Source organism: Pseudoalteromonas sp. G5_S1_54_S4, from assembly GCF_054968565.1.
On the sequence record NZ_JBQKUL010000008.1, the window covers coordinates 39,295 to 56,688 of the forward strand.

Consider the following 17,394-nt stretch of genomic DNA (forward strand, 5'->3'; position numbering starts at 1 on the left):
CTTTTTAATTGAGAGTGTTATGTATCAGCATAAGCAGTATGCGGTATTTATATTTGTAGTATTAGCGTGGATCAGTGGTTTTGTTGCACTTGCATGGAATTTAATGGGTGCCGATGTGCCGTTAATGGTATTTGCAGGTATTTTATTACTGGTGGGTTTTTTATTTCATGGTTTAACCATTAAAGTTGATGAAGCCCATATTAGCTGGGCATTTGGTCCAGGCGTTGCGGGTCAAAAATTAGCACTAGAGGACATAGTTGGCGTAAAAGCAGTACAAAACTCATACCGTCACGGTATTGGTATTCGCATTACGCATGATGGTTGGATTTATTCAGTATCAGGCTTTAGTGCCGTGCAATTAACGCTTAAAGATGGCACTCAATATCGCTTAGGCACGAATGACCAAGAGGGGTTAGTTGCTGCGCTTGAAGATAAAATAACTCCTGGCGAAGTACCAGCAGCAGAGCCTCAAGTTAAATTACGTACGCATAATAATATGCTGTAAAAAAAGCGCCTCAGGCGCTTTTTTTATTACTGCATTAGGGCTTAGTGCTCGTGACCACAACCGCCTTCGCCATGTACGTGGCCATGCTCAAGCTCTTCGGCTGTTGCATCGCGTACTTCTAAAATTTCTACATCAAAGTTAAGCGTAATGCCGGCAAGTGGGTTGTTACCATCAACAATGACTTCTTCGTCTTGAATATCGATGATCATTACTGATTGGTCGCCGTCATCGGTGGTTGCACGAAATTGCATGCCCACTTCAATTTCCATACCTTCAAACATTGATTTTGGTACGGCTTGCATTAAGTGATCATGACGCTCACCGTAACCTTCTTCTGGTTCTACTTTTACACTTAGTGTATCGCCAGCTTGCTTGCCTTGCAGCGCATTTTCAAGCCCTGAGATCAGGTAGCCTGTACCAACGATAAAAATTAATGGCTCACCGCCAAATGAGTTATCAATGGTATTGCCGTCATTATCTAAAACAGAGTAATGCATTTTTACCACTTTATTTGCTGCAACGATCATAGTCATTCCTATTATTCATCTTCAAGAGAGTAAGGTAGAGGCAGAATGTTTAGCTCTACCGAAGGGGTGTGTTTTGCACGAAGAGTCTGATCGATATCAGTATCGTTTGGCAACACGACCAAACCAGTTAAAGTCTGTGTTTGTTCATTATAGCTTTGCGCAATAAGTTTACCTGCACGGCGCCAGTTTTCACCTAATTGGGTTTCAATATCAGGCTCATCAAGTCGTCCTTCGCTTTGTCCTGAAACGATATACATGGCGCGTTTGTTTTTGCCTAGGTACTTCATACGTGCAACGGTTTCTTGGCCTGTGTAGCAACCCTTTTTAAAGCTAATGCCGTTAATGGCTTGCAGGTTAACCATTTGCGGTACGTATTCATCAATTGCATCAACACTTAATTGCGGTTCACCAGCGAGTATAGACGCTTGTTGCCATAGGGCGTCGTTGTCGAGGGTCGACACGTCGTCAGGTAGGCAAAATTGGCTGTCAACCATTAGTAAAACGCGGTTTGGTGCCAGTTTCAGTGCTTTGCCATGGGCGAAGTCGCAGGCTGTGGCGTCATCGCTAAAGTGAATATCCAATTGTGTGAGTAAGTCTGTTAAGTCATCGCCAAGTAGACCAATTAATCGCTCTGATGCTTTATTAATTTCAACTTTTGCAAATACAGCATATTTTTTTAATTCAGCAAGAGAGCGTTCTACTTCAGCACTTGAGCCTGTTAAATAGTAATTTTGCTGATAAGAAAATAGCTTAAATACACCCCATAACTTCCCTTTTGCACTACAGTGACCTGCCCACAAAAAGGTGCTGTTGTTAAGTTTATTTAGATCTTGAGTGATTTGTCCGTGTAGGTACGATAATTTATCTGCGCCTGAGAGGCTAATAACCTGATGTGATAAAGGACATGCATAAACCAGAGACATAAACACCTTCTTTGCAATAACAAATGAGTGCACATAATAACGTAGTTAAAGCGTATGGTACAGCGACTAACGGACGATGTTTTTTATAACTTAGTGCTGTTAAATTAATGGGTATTTGGTAAACTCGAGTTAATTAAATATGAGGTTTAAAATGGTTGAAATACATAGTAAAGCACGTATCCGTTGGGCTTGTCGCCGTGGCATGTTAGAGCTAGATGTTTTGTTTATGCCGTTTGTTGAAGAAGCTTATGACTCGTTAGATGCTAAACAGCAGGCGGCTTTTCAGCGTCTATTAACCCAAGAAGACCCAGATTTATTCGCTTGGTTTATGGGCCATGAAAAATGTAAAGACGCTGAGCTAAATAGCATGGTTCAGCTAATTTTAGACCGAGTTCGTGTATAGATTTACTGTTACAAATAATAAAACAGACCACAAACCGATTGTGATCTTTTTTTGTGTGCTGACTTTAGTGTTGTGCCTATTTATGGACTCGGTGGCGGCAACTCTTTTTTGTATTGCACTTAATAGTGTTGCTGGCATTATCGTTTGGCGAAAAATCGTCGCTGCTCAGCCACAGCAGGGCATTATACTTTTAGAGCCGAATCAATTTCGCTTTGAAGGCTCTGGCAGGCAAATTCAAGGTGTAATTAGTAAACAAAGCCGGTTACTTGGTCAGAGTGTGTGGTTGTATATTAATGGTTTTAGTAAAAACTATTGGCTGATTATTTCAGCCAATAGTGTTGATGAACAAAGCTATTCGCGTTTAAAACGGGCAACGCTTGAAGCAATTAATTACGCGGAGGGGTCAAAATAGTGGGCGTTGGGTTCTCATTTTGCTCTGGATAATCAATGGTAAAGTGTAGTCCACGACTTTCTTTACGTTCCATTGCACTTCTAATTATAAGCTCGGCTACTTGAACTAAGTTACGTAACTCAAGTAAGTTATTACTCACTCTAAAGTTTGCGTAATAATCGTGTATTTCCTGTTGTAGCAGTTCAACACGATGCAGCGCACGTTCAAGGCGTTTGGTTGAGCGTACAATCCCCACATAATCCCACATAAATAATCGTAGCTCATGCCAGTTATGGGTGATCACGATTTCTTCATCTGAGTTAGATACGCGGCTTTCATCCCAACTAGGTAACTCAACCAGTGCAGGAGCGGTTTCTATTTTACTTAAAATGTCTTTTGCTGCTGCATGGGCAAATACAATGCACTCTAATAATGAGTTACTTGCCATGCGGTTAGCGCCATGCAGGCCGGTATAAGCCACTTCACCCACAGCGTATAAATTTGCTAAATCCGTTTTGCCGTTAAAGTCGGTCATTACGCCACCACAGGTGTAATGTGCTGCGGGAACGACAGGGATTGCCTCTTTGGTAATATCAAGTCCTACACTCAAGCATTTAGCGTAGATAGTAGGGAAGTGTTCAATAATAAAATCTTTGTCTTTATGGCTAATATCTAAATATACGCAATTTGCGCCAAGGCGTTTCATTTCAAAGTCGATAGCGCGCGCTACAATATCGCGCGGAGCGAGTTCTTCTCGTTCATCAAACTCTTTCATAAAGCGAGTGCCATCAGGGCGTTTTAAATACGCACCTTCACCACGCATTGCTTCGGTAATTAAAAAGTTTTGTAATTCCGGGTGGTAAAGACTGGTTGGATGAAATTGATTAAATTCCATGTTAGCAACACGACACCCTGCACGCCACGCCATTGCAATGCCATCACCACTAGAAACATCAGGGTTAGAGGTGTAAAGGTACACTTTACTTGCGCCACCCGTTGCTAGGGCAACAAATTTTGCGCCAATAGTTTCTACTTTTTTGGCTTTTTTATTCCACACATGCATACCGTGAACATGTGACCCCGTTTTACCGATATTTTTATCAGTAATTAAATCAATCGCATTGTAATGCTCTAACAAGGTGATATTGTTGTGCGCTTGAACTTGGCTAATCAGCGTTGTTTGCACTGCTTTGCCAGTGGCATCGGCAGCATGCAAAATGCGTCGATGGCTATGACCCCCTTCGCGGGTTAAATGAAAGCGCTCTTTACCTTTACTATCAAATTCCATATCAAAAGGTACGCCTTGATCAATCAACCATTGTAGGCAGTCATGCGCATTACTGGCAGTGTAATGAACAGCTTCTCTGTCACACAAACCGCCACCGGCATCTAAGGTATCTTCAACGTGAGACTCTATACTGTCATTTTTTTTATCAAAAACAGCGGCAATTCCGCCTTGGGCATAAAGAGTAGAACCTTCGGTTAATTCACCTTTACTGATCACGGTAACGTTACAGTAATTAGCCAAAGATAAAGCAAGTGATAAGCCTGCTGCGCCGCTACCAATAATAGCGACATCGGTAATGTGATGTTTATTTTGGTTCATCTGTGAGGTACTTTGCGGTTACAATGCTCAGATAGAGCAATATTTATTTTTAATACTTATAGTTGTACCATATTTGTTGAACTACTACTAAGTGGTTTTAGCGTATAAACGCGTAATTTGTAGCTATTTTATAAAAAAACAATATGAGTCAGAACTTTTTATTCATCTAAGGGTCAGAGTAGGTGTGAACAATGGCGACACTATGAATAATAAGCAAGAATCAATCAGAGGAGTACCGGCTCGAATGAGCGAGCAGGAATTAGATTTAGCGTTAGTGAAAAGGGTTCAGCAGGGAGATAAAAACGCCTTTAACCTATTAGTTAAGAAGTATCAGAACAAGATTGCCGGTTTGATCTCACGTTATGTATCAAATCAAGGTGACATTGCTGATGTAGCACAAGAGGCGTTTATTAAAGCGTACCGTGCCCTTCCAAACTTTCGTGGTGACAGTGCTTTTTATACTTGGCTTTACCGTATCGCCGTTAATTGTGCTAAAAATTATTTAGTGGCTCAAGGGCGTAAACCGCCAGCAAATGATATAGATGCTGACGATGCCGAGTTTTATGAAGGTGCAGATTCAATGCGTTCTAACGCGTCACCTGAAAATTTACTATTAAGCGAAGAAGTACGCGCTGTTATTTTTAATACGATTGATAGTTTGCCTGAAGATCTAAAAACCGCGATTACTCTTAGAGAAATTGAGGGTATGAGCTATGAAGAAATAGCCGTGGTGATGGATTGCCCAGTCGGGACGGTACGTTCGCGTATTTTTCGTGCCCGTGAAGCAATTGATAATAAATTAAACCCATTGATAGGCGAGTCTTAGTATGACAAAAGCACACGTTAACCGCTTAGATAACGAATCGTTATCAGCATTACTTGACGGTGAGCAAACTTTAAATGATGCCGCTATTGCATCAGATGATGTTGCTACGTTTGGCCGTTACGCGTTAATCGGTGATGCAATGCGAGCTAAAGAAAATAACAATAATATGGATTTTGATATTAGCGATCGCATTTCATTAGCACTTGAGAGTGAGCCCGTTTATGCAGACTTTAGCCAGTCTGACAGTGTGGCAACCCCTTCAAGCACCGAAACAGACAACAAAGTAGTGGCGTTTAATTGGCGTAAACCGGTTGCCCAATTGGCAATTGCAGCAAGTGTAGCAATGTTTACTATTGTTGGCGTGAACACCTTACCGCAAGGTGAAGATGCTCCACAAAATGAAATTCCTTTACTGCAAACCACGCCGTTAACCGGCATGGCGTCGCCAGTAAGCTACTCATCAGCACCAGCACTTGATAACGCAGAGCAAGGCTTGCGCGAGCTTCAACAGCAACGCATTGGCGCATTAGTACTTGAACATCAGCGTCAAGCGCGTGTTGCTCATTCGTTAAAAACAGCTAAAACAGATGAAACATCGCCAGAGGAAAAAAACTAATTAGATGAAAGTAATCACTTTTATTATGTCATTGGTGTTAAGTTTTAACACTTTTGCCAATGACACAAACCCCGCTAAAGATTTACTGCTTGAAATGGCCAGTGCAGTTCACACTCGTAATTTCGACGCCTCTTTTGTTGTTGTTAAAGGTAAAAGTATGGAGCCCTACCGCTGGGTGCATGCTAAACAAGGTGATATAGAGCTTGAGCATTTAAGTTTGCTTAATGGCGCTGGCCTTGAAATGATCCGTATTGACGACCAAGTTACCTACTTTGAGCCACAATCAGAACCTTACTCGTTAACAACCGACTCAATTGCAGGTCCCATCCCAGAAGTTTTATTTAAAGATATTAATCGCCTAAGTGCGCATTATGATTTTGTGCTTGGTGGTAAAGGCCGTATTGCGGGGCGTCCTGCTCAGCTGGTTCGAATTGAATCTAAAAACGATGACAAATATAACTATTGGATTTGGATTGATACTGAGTCTTCGTTATTATTAAAAGCCGCTTATGTTAATCATCAAGGCGAAGCACTTGAGCAATTTCAACTTACCCATATCAGTGTAACTGAGCAACCGGCAAGCTTATTATTAGAAGTACTTAATCGTAATTTTCCAACCCCATTACCGGCTAATTCAATTGCTGAACAGAGCAAAGCAAATGCTATGAATTGGACTATTGGTTGGCTACCTGAAGGGTTTGAACTACTCAAGTCAGATAGACATAAGCTCGACTTAAACAATGAATTAACAGACTACTATTTATTTTCTGATGGATTCGTTGAGGTATCAGTATTTGTACAACGACCACTACCGGGCAAGCGTTTAAGCGGAGCACTGACCTCGGGTGCAACCACTATATATGTGCACAACGGCGGAAATTTTGATGTGTCTGTGGTGGGGAATATCCCAACAACGAGTGCTAAAGCGATTGCAGAGTCGGTATCACGGGCATTATAGAATCTAAATTATGATAGAACAAACGTTAACCGTCGTGGCCCTTAGTGGCTACGTTGCGCATTTAGAAGCCCAACAAAAACAAGCCTGTGAAGGCTGTAATGGACGTTGTGGCTCACAGGTGTTTAGCAAGTTATTTGGTACCGCCAAAAAAACCTTGCCCTATAAATTCGAAACGCAATTAGAAGTTGGACAAAAAGTGACCTTGTCACTGGATGATAGCCATGTTGTAAAACATGCTTTTGCCGTTTACATGCTCCCCTTATTTTTGAGTTTAATCTTTGCCTTAATAACCAGTGAATTAATATTATTGGCCGAAGGCTGGCAAATTTTAGCCGCGATATTGGGTGGGATCACCGGCTTTTTAATTGCTAAAACATGGGTGAAATCATTAAGACATGAGATAAAAGTGATAAAAATTCATCCAATTAGCCTCCCTTTAACTCAAATAGATGGTGATTGACGCCAATTAAATGTAAAATTGCGTTTTTATGCCACAGTAACTTGAAAATACACAGCAAGTATTTTCAAGTTATTTAGGCATATGACCTTAGTCCTTTAAAATAGAAGTTTAGAATCCAGTTTATGAAGCATATCCGTAATTTTTCGATCATCGCCCACATTGACCATGGTAAATCGACCCTTTCTGACCGTTTGATCCAAGTTTGTGGTGGTTTAACCGACCGTGAAATGCAGAAGCAAGTTCTGGATTCAATGGATATTGAACGTGAACGTGGCATTACCATCAAGGCACAAAGTGTAACCTTAAATTATAAAGCGAATGATGGTGAAACTTACCAGCTTAACTTTATCGACACCCCTGGGCACGTTGACTTTACCTATGAAGTATCGCGTTCGTTAGCGGCTTGTGAAGGGGCACTGCTCGTTGTTGATGCTGGTCAAGGCGTAGAAGCGCAAACATTAGCAAACTGTTACACCGCCATTGAAATGGACTTAGAAGTTATACCGGTACTTAATAAAATTGATTTACCGCAAGCTGATCCATTACGTGTAGCCGAAGAAATTGAAGACATTATTGGTATTGATGCCCTTGATGCCGTGCAATGTAGCGCCAAAACAGGTGTAGGTATTGCTGAAGTACTTGAAATGATCGTTAAAGATGTACCGCCACCAGTTGGTGATAAAGACGCGCCATTACAAGCGCTAATTATCGATTCTTGGTTTGACCCGTACCAAGGCGTTGTATCGCTAGTGCGTATTAAGCATGGTGAATTACGCGCTGGCGACAAAATTAAAATCATGTCAAACGAGAACGTACATACCGCAGATCATGTGGGTATTTTTACGCCTAAACAAACTAACACCGGTGTTTTACGCACAGGTGAAGTAGGGTTTGTTATTGCCGGTATTAAAGAAATACACGGTGCACCAGTAGGCGATACTATTACTCATCAAAAAAATGCGGCACCACTGCGCTTACCTGGTTTTCAGAAAATTAAACCACAAGTCTACGCGGGCATGTTCCCAATTGCGTCAGATGATTACGAGTCGTTCCGTGATGCACTTAACAAACTAAGCTTAAACGATGCGTCGTTATTCTTTGAACCAGAAAATTCAACCGCGTTAGGGTTTGGTTTCCGTTGTGGCTTCTTAGGTATGCTGCACATGGAAATTATTCAAGAGCGTTTAGAGCGTGAATACGACATTGACTTAATCACCACAGCACCAACGGTTATTTATGAAGTAGTGACTAAAGAGGGCACTACACAAATAGATAACCCGTCTGACCTACCAGCCGTAAACGATATTTTAGAAATACGTGAGCCAGTAGTAGAAGCTAATATTTTAGTTCCACAAGAGTACTTAGGCAGCGTAATCACCTTATGTGTTGATAAGCGCGGTATGCAAACTAAAATGAGCTATCACGGTAAGCAAGTTGCAGTAACGTATGAACTGCCAATGGCTGAAGTGGTAATGGATTTCTTTGATAAGTTAAAATCAACCAGTCGTGGTTTTGCGTCGCTTGATTATAACTTTAAGCACTTCCAAACCTCAGACATGGTACGTGTAGATATACTTATTAATGGCGAGCGCGTCGATGCTCTAGCTATTATTGTACACCGCGAAAGCGCGCAGTCTCGTGGTCGTCAGCTTGCTGATGCGTTAAAAGAGCTTATACCGCGTCAAATGTTTGATATTGCGATTCAGGCAGCAATTGGTCAGCATGTAATCGCCCGTACAACTGTAAAGCAACTACGTAAAAACGTAATCGCGAAGTGTTACGGTGGTGACGTGAGTCGTAAGAAAAAATTACTTCAAAAACAAAAAGATGGTAAAAAGCGAATGAAGCAACTTGGTAACGTTGAAGTGCCTCAAGAAGCGTTCTTAGCCATTTTAAAAGTTGGTAAATAAAAATAAAGGATAATAAATGGCTGGCTACTTTTCAGTTTTATTGGTGTTATTAACCTTAGGCTCAGGCCTAATATGGTTAATAGATCACTTAATGTTTGCCCCTAAAAGGCAGGAGCGTTTGGCAATTGCACAAACTTCTGCCGGTGGCCAACTTGATGAAGAAACAGCAGCATTGATTGCGCCTGAGCCAGTCATTACTGAAACAGCAAAGTCGATTTTTCCGATGATTGCTGCTATCACTATTTTTAGATCGTTTATTTTTGAGCCGTTTCAGATCCCATCGGGTTCAATGATGCCAACCTTATTAGTAGGCGATTTTATTTTAGTGCAAAAGTATTCTTATGGAATTAAAGACCCAGTATGGCGCAGCCAGTTAGTGGATGTGAGCGAACCAGAGCGTGGCGATATTGTTGTTTTTAAATACCCATTAGATGAAAGAGTTGATTATATTAAACGTGCTATAGGCTTACCTGGCGATAAAATTGTTTACCGCGATAAGCGTTTATATATTCAACCAAAATGTGAAGAAGGCGAAGTTCAAAAAGGCGCGTTTCTTTGCAACGAATTCAATAAAATTGATTTTAAATTAATTAATGATGATGAATTTATGCAAGGCCCAATGGCTTTAGCGCGTTTAAATGAAGATTTAACTACGTCTAGCCATGATATTTTAATTAACCCAAAATCGCCTGAACGAAAAGGGCGTTACTACCAGCAATTGGGCACTCCTGCGGATGAATGGGTGGTGCCTGCTGATCATTACTTTATGATGGGTGACAATCGCGATAACAGCCAAGATAGTCGCTTTTGGGGCTTTGTACCAAAAGAAAACTTGGTGGGTAAAGCTGTCTTTATATGGATGAGTTTTGAATTTGATAATGGCCCAGATGACATTTTACCAGGATGGGTTCCAACTGGTGTTCGTTTTGAACGCCTAGGTAATATTCAGTAACAATGAAAAAAAATGTAACAGAGTTATACAAAAGAATTGGCTACACATTTGCTGATCAAGGCCTACTTGAGCAAGCAATGACGCACCGCAGCCATAAAGGTCAACACAACGAGCGACTCGAATTTTTGGGCGACTCAATTTTGAGCTTTGTCATTGCCAATGCCTTGTACGCTAAATTTCCTAAAGCACGTGAAGGCGATTTAAGCCGCATGCGTTCGACTTTAGTTCGCGGCCAGACGTTAGCTGAATTTGGCCTTGAGTTTGAGCTAGGTGATTACCTACGTTTAGGCCCAGGCGAGCTAAAAAGTGGTGGTTTTAGACGCGAGTCAACCCTAGGGGATGCAGTTGAAGCTATTATTGGCGCTGTATTTTTAGATTCAGACATAGATCGCTGCGGCGAGCTTATTTTAGCGTGGTATGAATCACGTTTAGATGCTATTTCACCAGGGCTTAACCAAAAAGATCCTAAGACCCTGCTGCAAGAGTATTTGCAAGCTCGTAAGCTATCATTACCAGGCTACACCGTAGTTGATACTAAAGGTCAGGCACACAATCAAACATTCACGGTTGAATGTATCGTTGATGGAATGGATAGCATTATTTCTGTTGGCAGCTCACGGCGTAAAGCCGAACAAAAAGCGGCCGAAAAAGCATTGAAGATACTTAAAAATGAATCTTGATACCTTAATACAGCCTCATGAAGGCGAAATAGACACATTTTGTGGCATGGTTGCGATTGTTGGCCGTCCTAATGTGGGTAAATCAACACTGCTTAATGAAATTATTGAGCAAAAAGTCAGTATTACCTCACGTAAGCCACAAACCACGCGCCACCGTATTATGGGTATTCATACTGAGGGTAAGCACCAAGCGGTGTACGTCGATACCCCAGGCCTGCACGTTGAAGAAAAGCGTGCTATTAACCGTTTAATGAACCGTGCAGCGTCTAGCTCAATTGGTGATGTTGAGCTGATCATTTTTGTGGTTGAAGGCACTCATTGGAATGCCGATGACGAGATGGTACTTAACAAAGTGAGCCAAAGTGGCAAGCCGGTATTGTTAGTTATTAACAAAATTGACCAAGTGAAAGATCGCGACCTTGTACTGCCACATATGAAGTGGTTAGGCGATAAGTTTGATTTTATAGGCATTATGCCTGTATCTGCGACTCAGGGTAAAAACATTAACCTGATCAAAGATGAAGTGACTAAACGCTTACCGCCGTGCGAATTTTATTTTCCAGACGACTACGTTACTGACCGCTCAATGCGCTTTATGGCTGCTGAAGTGATCCGTGAAAAGCTAATGCGCTTTATGGGTGAAGAGTTACCGTATTCAGTGACTGTGGAAATAGAGCAGTTTAAATGGCAAGAAAACGGTATTTGGCATATTAATGGCCTGATACTAGTTGAGCGTGAAACGCAAAAGCGCATGGTAATTGGTAACAAAGGCGAAAAGCTAAAAGTAATCGGCCGTGAAGCGCGTAAAGACTTAGAGGAAATGCTTGAAAATAAAGTGTTTTTAGAACTGTGGGTTAAAGTTAAATCGGGCTGGGCTGACGATGAGCGTGCCTTAAGAAGCTTAGGTTACGGTGAAGATTAACATTTTATACGCAGCATAATTTATGGACAGCGATTTCTATAAAGCTTATTTATTACATCGGCGTCCATATAGCGACTCGCAAGTAATGCTCGATATGCTAGTAGAAGGCGTTGGCCAGCTTAGAATGCTCGCACGAGTTAGTGGCCGCCAGGCCACTAAATACAAAGCCCAACTCCAACCATTTCAAGCCTTACTCGTCCATTACAATGGCAAATACGATTTAAAGTACATCAATAAATTTGAGCTTCATGGTAATCCGTTATTTTTAACCGGTGATAAGCTTTACTGTGGCTTTTATTTAAATGAATTAACCAACCGAATTGTGCCGATTAATGAACCCATTGATCAGGTTTTTCAACTTTATAAAACTCACCTAGAAAACCTTAATAGCGGGACTGACATGCAAGCAGTGCTTCGCTCTTATGAGTTTCAATTGCTAGAGCTACTAGGTTATGGGGTTGATTTTAGTTTTGATGCGGATGGTGAGCCAATTGATGACACGCAAACGTATAGCTACTTTGCAGAAGTGGGCTTTGCGGTGCAACACGACTCGCGTTCTGGGTTTACTGGTTCACAACTCAATGCCATAGCAAATCATGACTTTAGCCAAGCGGATGTGTTATATATGGCAAAGCAATTAAGTCGTTATTTATTAAAACCATTGTTGGGCAACAAGCCATTAAAAAGTCGTGAATTATTTACGGCCTCTCAATAAACAAATTTCACAGGTACAAAAATGAAAGATATTCTTCTAGGCGTGAACGTAGATCATATTGCAACGCTTCGCCAAGCACGAGGCACTTCTTATCCTGATCCTGCCCATGCAGCCAGTGTTGCAGAGCATGCCGGTGCTGATGGCATTACTATTCATTTACGCGAAGACCGCAGACACATTCAAGACCGCGATGTGTATGTAATGGCTAAAACCATTCAAACACGTATGAACCTTGAAACCGCAGTAACCGATGAAATGATTGCTATTGCACTTGAGGTTAAACCTGAATATGTATGCTTAGTGCCTGAAAAACGTGAAGAGCTTACCACTGAAGGGGGCTTAGATGTGGCAGGAAATATCGATAAAATAGCCGCTGCGACTAAAACATTAACCCAAGCTGGAATTAAAGTATCACTGTTTATTGATGCTGATAAAGCGCAGTTAGATGCAGCAAAAGCGTGTGGTGCACCTTATGTTGAAATTCACACTGGGGCTTACGCAGATGCCACCAACGATGAAGACACCGCCAAAGAGCTTGAGCACATTCGCCAAGGGGTGAAATATGCAGCCAGTATTGGTTTAATTGTTAATGCTGGCCATGGTCTGCATTATCACAATGTAAAACCAATTGCAGCGATGCCAGAGATTTATGAGCTAAACATTGGCCACGCTATTATTGCCCGCGCAGCCATTGACGGTTTAGATAAAGCGGTTCGTGATATGAAACGCTTAATGCTTGAAGCTCGCGCTTAGAGTTATAATTAACGATATTAAAGACGAGCTTATTTATTAGTGATATCAATGTTGGCATCAACAAGTAAGTTTTCAAGCTCGTCTTGCAACTCAAATAACTCGGGCTCAATATTCTCAAGCGTACATTCATTTTTAAGTGATGTTTCGATCGTTTCAGCCAATGTTTTTAATTTTGGTACACCTGTATAGCAGCATGCGCCATGAAATTTATGGATAACGCTAAGTACTTGAGGGCAATCTTCGCTGGTTATTGCTTGATTTAGTAAGTTCAGGGTTTCGGGCACGCTTAGCAGTAACATATTAAGCATTTCATTGGCTAATTCTGCTTTACCGCCTGCACGTTGCAATGCCAGCGTCCAATCAAGGCGAGTGCTATCAAAAGGGGCAGGGCTATGTTCAAATGTGCTTTTTGACTTATCACGACTCACTGGTAATTGCGGGCTATGATCGCAAATAATCTGGTTTAGCATATCTTCATCGATAGGCTTAGTTAAATAACCTTCAAAACCATCTTTTAATAACTGTTCTTTTTCACTATTAAGTGCATGCGCCGTCACGGCAATAATAGGGGTATCTTCATTCAAAGATGACTCTTTAATGAGTTTACAGGCTGTAATACCATCCATTATCGGCATTTGAATATCCATAAAAATCACATCATATTTATGGCTTTTGCTTAAACTATACGCTTGTGACCCATTATGTGCGGTATCAATTAATTCAACTTGCTCGTTGAGTAGGGTGTAAATTAATTTTAAATTAGCGTCATTATCATCCACCACTAACACCTTTAGCGGCAGCAGGGTTTGTTCATGCTGTTCTATATTATGTGCCGGGTGGTCGAGTCGATAAGGCGCAGCTAATAGCTCACATAGCTTTCGGTGATTAAGAGGTTTACTCAAACAGGCGTCAGCGCCGCTGCCGATGAAGGCTTCGCGCATGTTGTGCGATACGGTATTGAGCATTAAATATAAATAATCGGTTGATTCTCTAACCGCTTTTACATAGCTTTTTAAACGCTGCATATCGTCAACTGATGCCATGTGGCCAATAAGACAAATATCAAAATTGATCTCTGAATTTTTTATGCACTCTAAAAATTCGGTTTCGTTATAGCAAGGAGTGACATTGACTTTCCACTCTTGTAATAATGAGGCAACAGCATGATGGGTATGCTTATGCGGCTCTAAATAAAGAACACGTTTACCAATTAATGACTGGGTAGGCAAATCGTTGATAAATACATGATTTGGTAATCTAAATACGCCATTAAAGGTAAAACAAGTACCGCTACCAGGGGCTGAATTTAAGGTAATACGGCCGCTCATTGCTTCAACGATATGTTTAGTAATAATAAGCCCTAAGCCGGTACCGCCAAATTTGCGGGTAATACTGGAGTCGGCTTGACCAAAGGCGGTGAATAGCGCGTCTTGTTTATCTGCTGGAATACCTACCCCAGTATCTGCGACTGACACTAAGACAGAGGTGCGCTCTTCATCAAGTAAACGATGGCTAATATCAACTTTTATCGCGCCCTTTTCAGTAAATTTAATCGCGTTACTTAACAAGTTAATCAGCACTTGCTTAAACCGTGTGGGGTCGCCAGTTAAATGATCGGGCACCTGAGGATTAATAAAAATAGAAAGCTCAAGTTGTTTGTCGTGTGCGCTAGGTGCCAGTAAGGTCATTACTTCGTTTACGCTATCGCGCAGTTGAAACTGAATAGACTCAAGCTCCATGGCTCCTGCTTCTAACTTGGAGAAATCTAATATGTCGCTAATAATAGTCATTAAGCTGTTAGCCGAAAGCTCAATGGTATCAAGGTAATCTTTTTGGTTTTTATTCAGAGGCGTTTTATAAAGCTGGCGGGTAAATCCAATAACCCCGTTAAGTGGTGTGCGTAACTCATGACTCATTTTAGCTAAAAAGTCAGATTTAACGCGGTTAGCATCCTGCGCTTCTTTTTTAGCCATGGTGAGCTGGATATTTTGTGTTTCGTATTGTTCAAGCGTTTCGCGGTAATCGCTGGTTGCCTGATCAATATTTTTTTGCATTTCATCTTTTTGCATCACCATAGAATGCGAGATGGTATTGAGCCCCTCACGTAATAACTCAAACTCGCCACTCATGGGTTCAGTTAATCCGGTTTGTCTTTTACCTTCAATCAATCTGTCGGTAGCAAGTACTAACTTATTAAGCGGGGTCATAAACATACGACTAAGTCTTAGCGCTAAAATAGCCGCTAACACTAAGGCGAGAATAATAATAATACCGCTGACCAATAATGCACGTTGTTGGCCAATAACAGCTTTGTCGCGGTTAAGCTGAATCACAACGGTGCCTAACGAGGTTTGAAACTCAGAAGTATTCCAGTCGCTATTGGGGGTTGTATGGTTAATGATAGGGGTGAAAAAGGTTACTAAGTCTTCACTTTGCTGAACATAGGTGGCTTTAAAGCCATTTAATTGCGTTTGCTCAATTAAAGTGTCGAATGAGCGATGATAATTACTGGTTATAATAAGTTGGTTGTTATCATTAAAGATGGCAATCGATTTAATCGAAGGGGAGTGTTTATTGTGTGTATAGCGAATAATGCGATTAAGCAGTTTTTTATTTTTTTCCAGTAAAGGTTGTTCAAGTGCAATAGCCAGAGGTTCAGCAATCGTTGTGCCTTGTTGATATAAAATTTCATCAAGCTCAATGTAACGATTTATTGTAAAATAACCACCTAGTAATAGCCCGATGATCACTGTAGGGATCAGGGTGAGTGTTAAAACAGAATCGCGCAAGCCTAGTTTGGTCATAATCTGAGCATTATTATCATTTTTATTGAATGTGAGTATATACATACTCATAGTTATTCTCAAAGTATCTAGGTAGAGACGTGATTCATCAACCTTTTAAGGTAATGCCTAATGGCACAAATATTTAAAGCAAAGAAAAAACCACTTCAACAGCAATCACTTGAACTTGATATTACGGCTATGGATCACCACGGACGTGGTATTGCTAAGCATAATAATAAAGTGTGTTTTGTCAGTGGGGCATTACCTGGTGAGCGAGTAAAAGCCAAGTTAGTTGATGATAAAGCGCGTTACAGCCAAGCTGACACGCTTAAAATACTCAAAGCCAGTGAATATCGCACTACACCCATTTGTGAACACTACAGCCAATGCGGTGGTTGCCAGTTACAGCATTTAGATGCCACACAACAAGTCATTGAAAAGCAAGCAGCGGTAAATCAATTATTTGCCAAGTTTGCAAAATTAACTGATTTGAACTGGCAAGCTCCGCTGCTAAGCCAAGCAACGCATTACCGACGTAGTGCCCGCATTGCCGTAATGTTCGACAAAGCAGCAAAAAAAATGCGGGTAGGCTATAGAGCGCGTGGCTCTAAAAGTATTGTTAGCATTAATCAGTGCCCAGTATTAAGTGACGTATTTGCAGAGGTATTTAACGTATTTGATAACATAATTAATCATAATAAGGCGCTGCACAGTATAAGTCATTTGCAGTTATGCGCTGCAGATGAGCAACACTTTATTGTTATTCGTCATACAAAAGCCATTTCGCCCACAGATAAAGCGTTTGTTGAGCAAAGTGTCTCGGCGCATCATTGGCAATTAGTGTGGCAAAGTGATAGCGATATGATTGATCATGCCCATTTAGCGATGCCATTTTATAAGCTTGATCAGTTAGATATAAAATTTGAATTTGGACTAAATAACTTTATTCAGGTCAATGCGAATGTAAATCAGGCAATGTTAATTCAAGCGGCGAGCTGGTTAGCATTACAAGGTGACGAAAATGTACTGGATTTATTTTGTGGTATTGGTAACTTCTCTTTAGTGTTAGCAAAGCAGGCTAAAACAGTAACAGGAATTGAAGGCGTTACTTCGGCGGTTGCATTAGCGACGCAAAATGCGCACACTAACTCTATTACAAATACTCAATTTCATTGTTTTGATTTAACCACGAGTATTAAAAAAGCGCCGTGGTTTAATAAAGAGTTAGATATTTTAGTACTCGACCCCTCTCGCACTGGTGCTATGGCAGTTTTAGAGCAGCTTCCATTAACGCAGTTTAAAGCGATTTTATATGTCTCTTGCGACCCTGTTACTTTAGCCCGTGACAGCGCTATTATTTCGCAAGCCGGCTTTGAACTTAATAAAATAGGGCTAATGAATATGTTCCCTCATACGGGGCATATCGAAACTATGGCGTTATTTCAACGGAGGTAAAGCGCA

18 protein-coding genes are annotated in these 17,394 nt (G+C 41.1%); 14 read left to right on the forward strand and 4 right to left on the reverse strand.

The genetic code is table 11. The features are described 5' to 3' along the window. Positions 1 to 19 precede the first annotated feature (19 nt). Positions 20 to 505 (forward strand): hypothetical protein, encoded by a 486-nt coding sequence (locus ACTRWE_RS05245; RefSeq protein ID WP_462879585.1) that lies wholly within the window; start codon positions 20 to 22, stop codon positions 503 to 505. A gap of 41 nt (positions 506 to 546) precedes the next feature. On the opposite strand, the gene ACTRWE_RS05250 is transcribed toward ACTRWE_RS05245, so the two are convergent. Further along, positions 547 to 1,032, reverse strand: a complete 486-nt coding sequence (locus tag ACTRWE_RS05250) for an FKBP-type peptidyl-prolyl cis-trans isomerase (protein WP_008111743.1) — start codon at positions 1,030 to 1,032, stop codon at positions 547 to 549. A gap of 11 nt (positions 1,033 to 1,043) precedes the next feature. Further along, positions 1,044 to 1,955, reverse strand: a complete 912-nt coding sequence (gene ygfZ / locus ACTRWE_RS05255) for a CAF17-like 4Fe-4S cluster assembly/insertion protein YgfZ (RefSeq protein ID WP_462879586.1) — start codon at positions 1,953 to 1,955, stop codon at positions 1,044 to 1,046. A 151-nt stretch (positions 1,956 to 2,106) separates the two neighbouring features. Between ygfZ and ACTRWE_RS05260 the strand changes: the two genes are divergently transcribed. Next, positions 2,107 to 2,358, forward strand: a complete 252-nt coding sequence (locus tag ACTRWE_RS05260; protein ID WP_008466496.1) for an FAD assembly factor SdhE — start codon at positions 2,107 to 2,109, stop codon at positions 2,356 to 2,358. Positions 2,359 to 2,413: 55 nt separating this feature from the next. Continuing rightward, positions 2,414 to 2,770 carry a hypothetical protein gene (locus ACTRWE_RS05265; RefSeq protein WP_462879619.1) on the forward strand — a complete coding sequence of 119 codons (357 nt, stop codon included), beginning with the start codon at positions 2,414 to 2,416 and terminating at the stop codon, positions 2,768 to 2,770. Here ACTRWE_RS05265 and nadB read toward each other — a convergent pair. Continuing rightward, positions 2,745 to 4,355: an L-aspartate oxidase gene (nadB, locus tag ACTRWE_RS05270; protein ID WP_462879587.1), complete on the reverse strand. Its 1,611-nt coding sequence runs from the start codon at positions 4,353 to 4,355 to the stop codon at positions 2,745 to 2,747. The two genes, ACTRWE_RS05265 and nadB, sit on opposite strands and share 26 nt — an antisense overlap. A gap of 244 nt (positions 4,356 to 4,599) precedes the next feature. On the opposite strand from nadB, the gene rpoE reads away from it, so the two are divergent. The 10 genes from rpoE to pdxJ all read left to right on the forward strand — a co-directional run bounded on the left by rpoE (position 4,600) and on the right by pdxJ (position 13,147). Continuing rightward, positions 4,600 to 5,181 carry an RNA polymerase sigma factor RpoE gene (gene rpoE, locus ACTRWE_RS05275; RefSeq protein WP_010387792.1) on the forward strand — a complete coding sequence of 194 codons (582 nt, stop codon included), beginning with the start codon at positions 4,600 to 4,602 and terminating at the stop codon, positions 5,179 to 5,181. Between the two features lies 1 nt (position 5,182). Next, the gene (locus ACTRWE_RS05280) at positions 5,183 to 5,797 is read left to right on the forward strand and encodes a sigma-E factor negative regulatory protein (protein ID WP_008111755.1); all 615 of its coding nucleotides are present in this window, start codon (positions 5,183 to 5,185) and stop codon (positions 5,795 to 5,797) included. A 4-nt stretch (positions 5,798 to 5,801) separates the two neighbouring features. Next, entirely contained in the window at positions 5,802 to 6,755 is a 954-nt protein-coding gene (locus ACTRWE_RS05285; protein WP_462879588.1) for a MucB/RseB C-terminal domain-containing protein, read from the forward strand. 10 nt (positions 6,756 to 6,765) lie between these two features. Continuing rightward, positions 6,766 to 7,215, forward strand: a complete 450-nt coding sequence (locus ACTRWE_RS05290) for a SoxR reducing system RseC family protein (protein WP_462879589.1) — start codon at positions 6,766 to 6,768, stop codon at positions 7,213 to 7,215. Positions 7,216 to 7,337: 122 nt separating this feature from the next. After that, positions 7,338 to 9,125 carry a translation elongation factor 4 gene (gene lepA / locus ACTRWE_RS05295; protein ID WP_008111760.1) on the forward strand — a complete coding sequence of 596 codons (1,788 nt, stop codon included), beginning with the start codon at positions 7,338 to 7,340 and terminating at the stop codon, positions 9,123 to 9,125. 16 nt (positions 9,126 to 9,141) lie between these two features. Next, positions 9,142 to 10,077: a signal peptidase I gene (lepB, locus tag ACTRWE_RS05300; RefSeq protein WP_008111762.1), complete on the forward strand. Its 936-nt coding sequence runs from the start codon at positions 9,142 to 9,144 to the stop codon at positions 10,075 to 10,077. Positions 10,078 to 10,079: 2 nt separating this feature from the next. Then, positions 10,080 to 10,757 (forward strand): ribonuclease III, encoded by a 678-nt coding sequence (gene rnc / locus ACTRWE_RS05305; protein WP_262976004.1) that lies wholly within the window; start codon positions 10,080 to 10,082, stop codon positions 10,755 to 10,757. Then, a complete protein-coding gene (era, locus tag ACTRWE_RS05310) occupies positions 10,747 to 11,679 on the forward strand; it encodes a GTPase Era (protein WP_008111765.1) in 933 nt (310 codons plus the stop codon). Before rnc ends, era begins: the two co-directional genes overlap by 11 nt. A 22-nt stretch (positions 11,680 to 11,701) precedes the next feature. Then, positions 11,702 to 12,394, forward strand: a complete 693-nt coding sequence (gene recO / locus ACTRWE_RS05315; protein WP_013465631.1) for a DNA repair protein RecO — start codon at positions 11,702 to 11,704, stop codon at positions 12,392 to 12,394. 21 nt (positions 12,395 to 12,415) lie between these two features. Continuing rightward, positions 12,416 to 13,147, forward strand: coding sequence for a pyridoxine 5'-phosphate synthase (pdxJ, locus tag ACTRWE_RS05320; protein ID WP_010387803.1), 732 nt, complete (start codon positions 12,416 to 12,418; stop codon positions 13,145 to 13,147). Between the two features lie 29 nt (positions 13,148 to 13,176). Here pdxJ and barA read toward each other — a convergent pair whose 3' ends face one another. Further along, positions 13,177 to 15,951, reverse strand: a complete 2,775-nt coding sequence (gene barA / locus ACTRWE_RS05325; RefSeq protein WP_462879620.1) for a two-component sensor histidine kinase BarA — start codon at positions 15,949 to 15,951, stop codon at positions 13,177 to 13,179. A gap of 111 nt (positions 15,952 to 16,062) precedes the next feature. Here barA and rlmD point away from each other — a divergent pair, with 111 nt between their 5' ends. Continuing rightward, positions 16,063 to 17,388, forward strand: coding sequence for a 23S rRNA (uracil(1939)-C(5))-methyltransferase RlmD (gene rlmD / locus ACTRWE_RS05330; protein ID WP_462879590.1), 1,326 nt, complete (start codon positions 16,063 to 16,065; stop codon positions 17,386 to 17,388). The last annotated feature ends 6 nt before the right edge of the window (positions 17,389 to 17,394 follow it).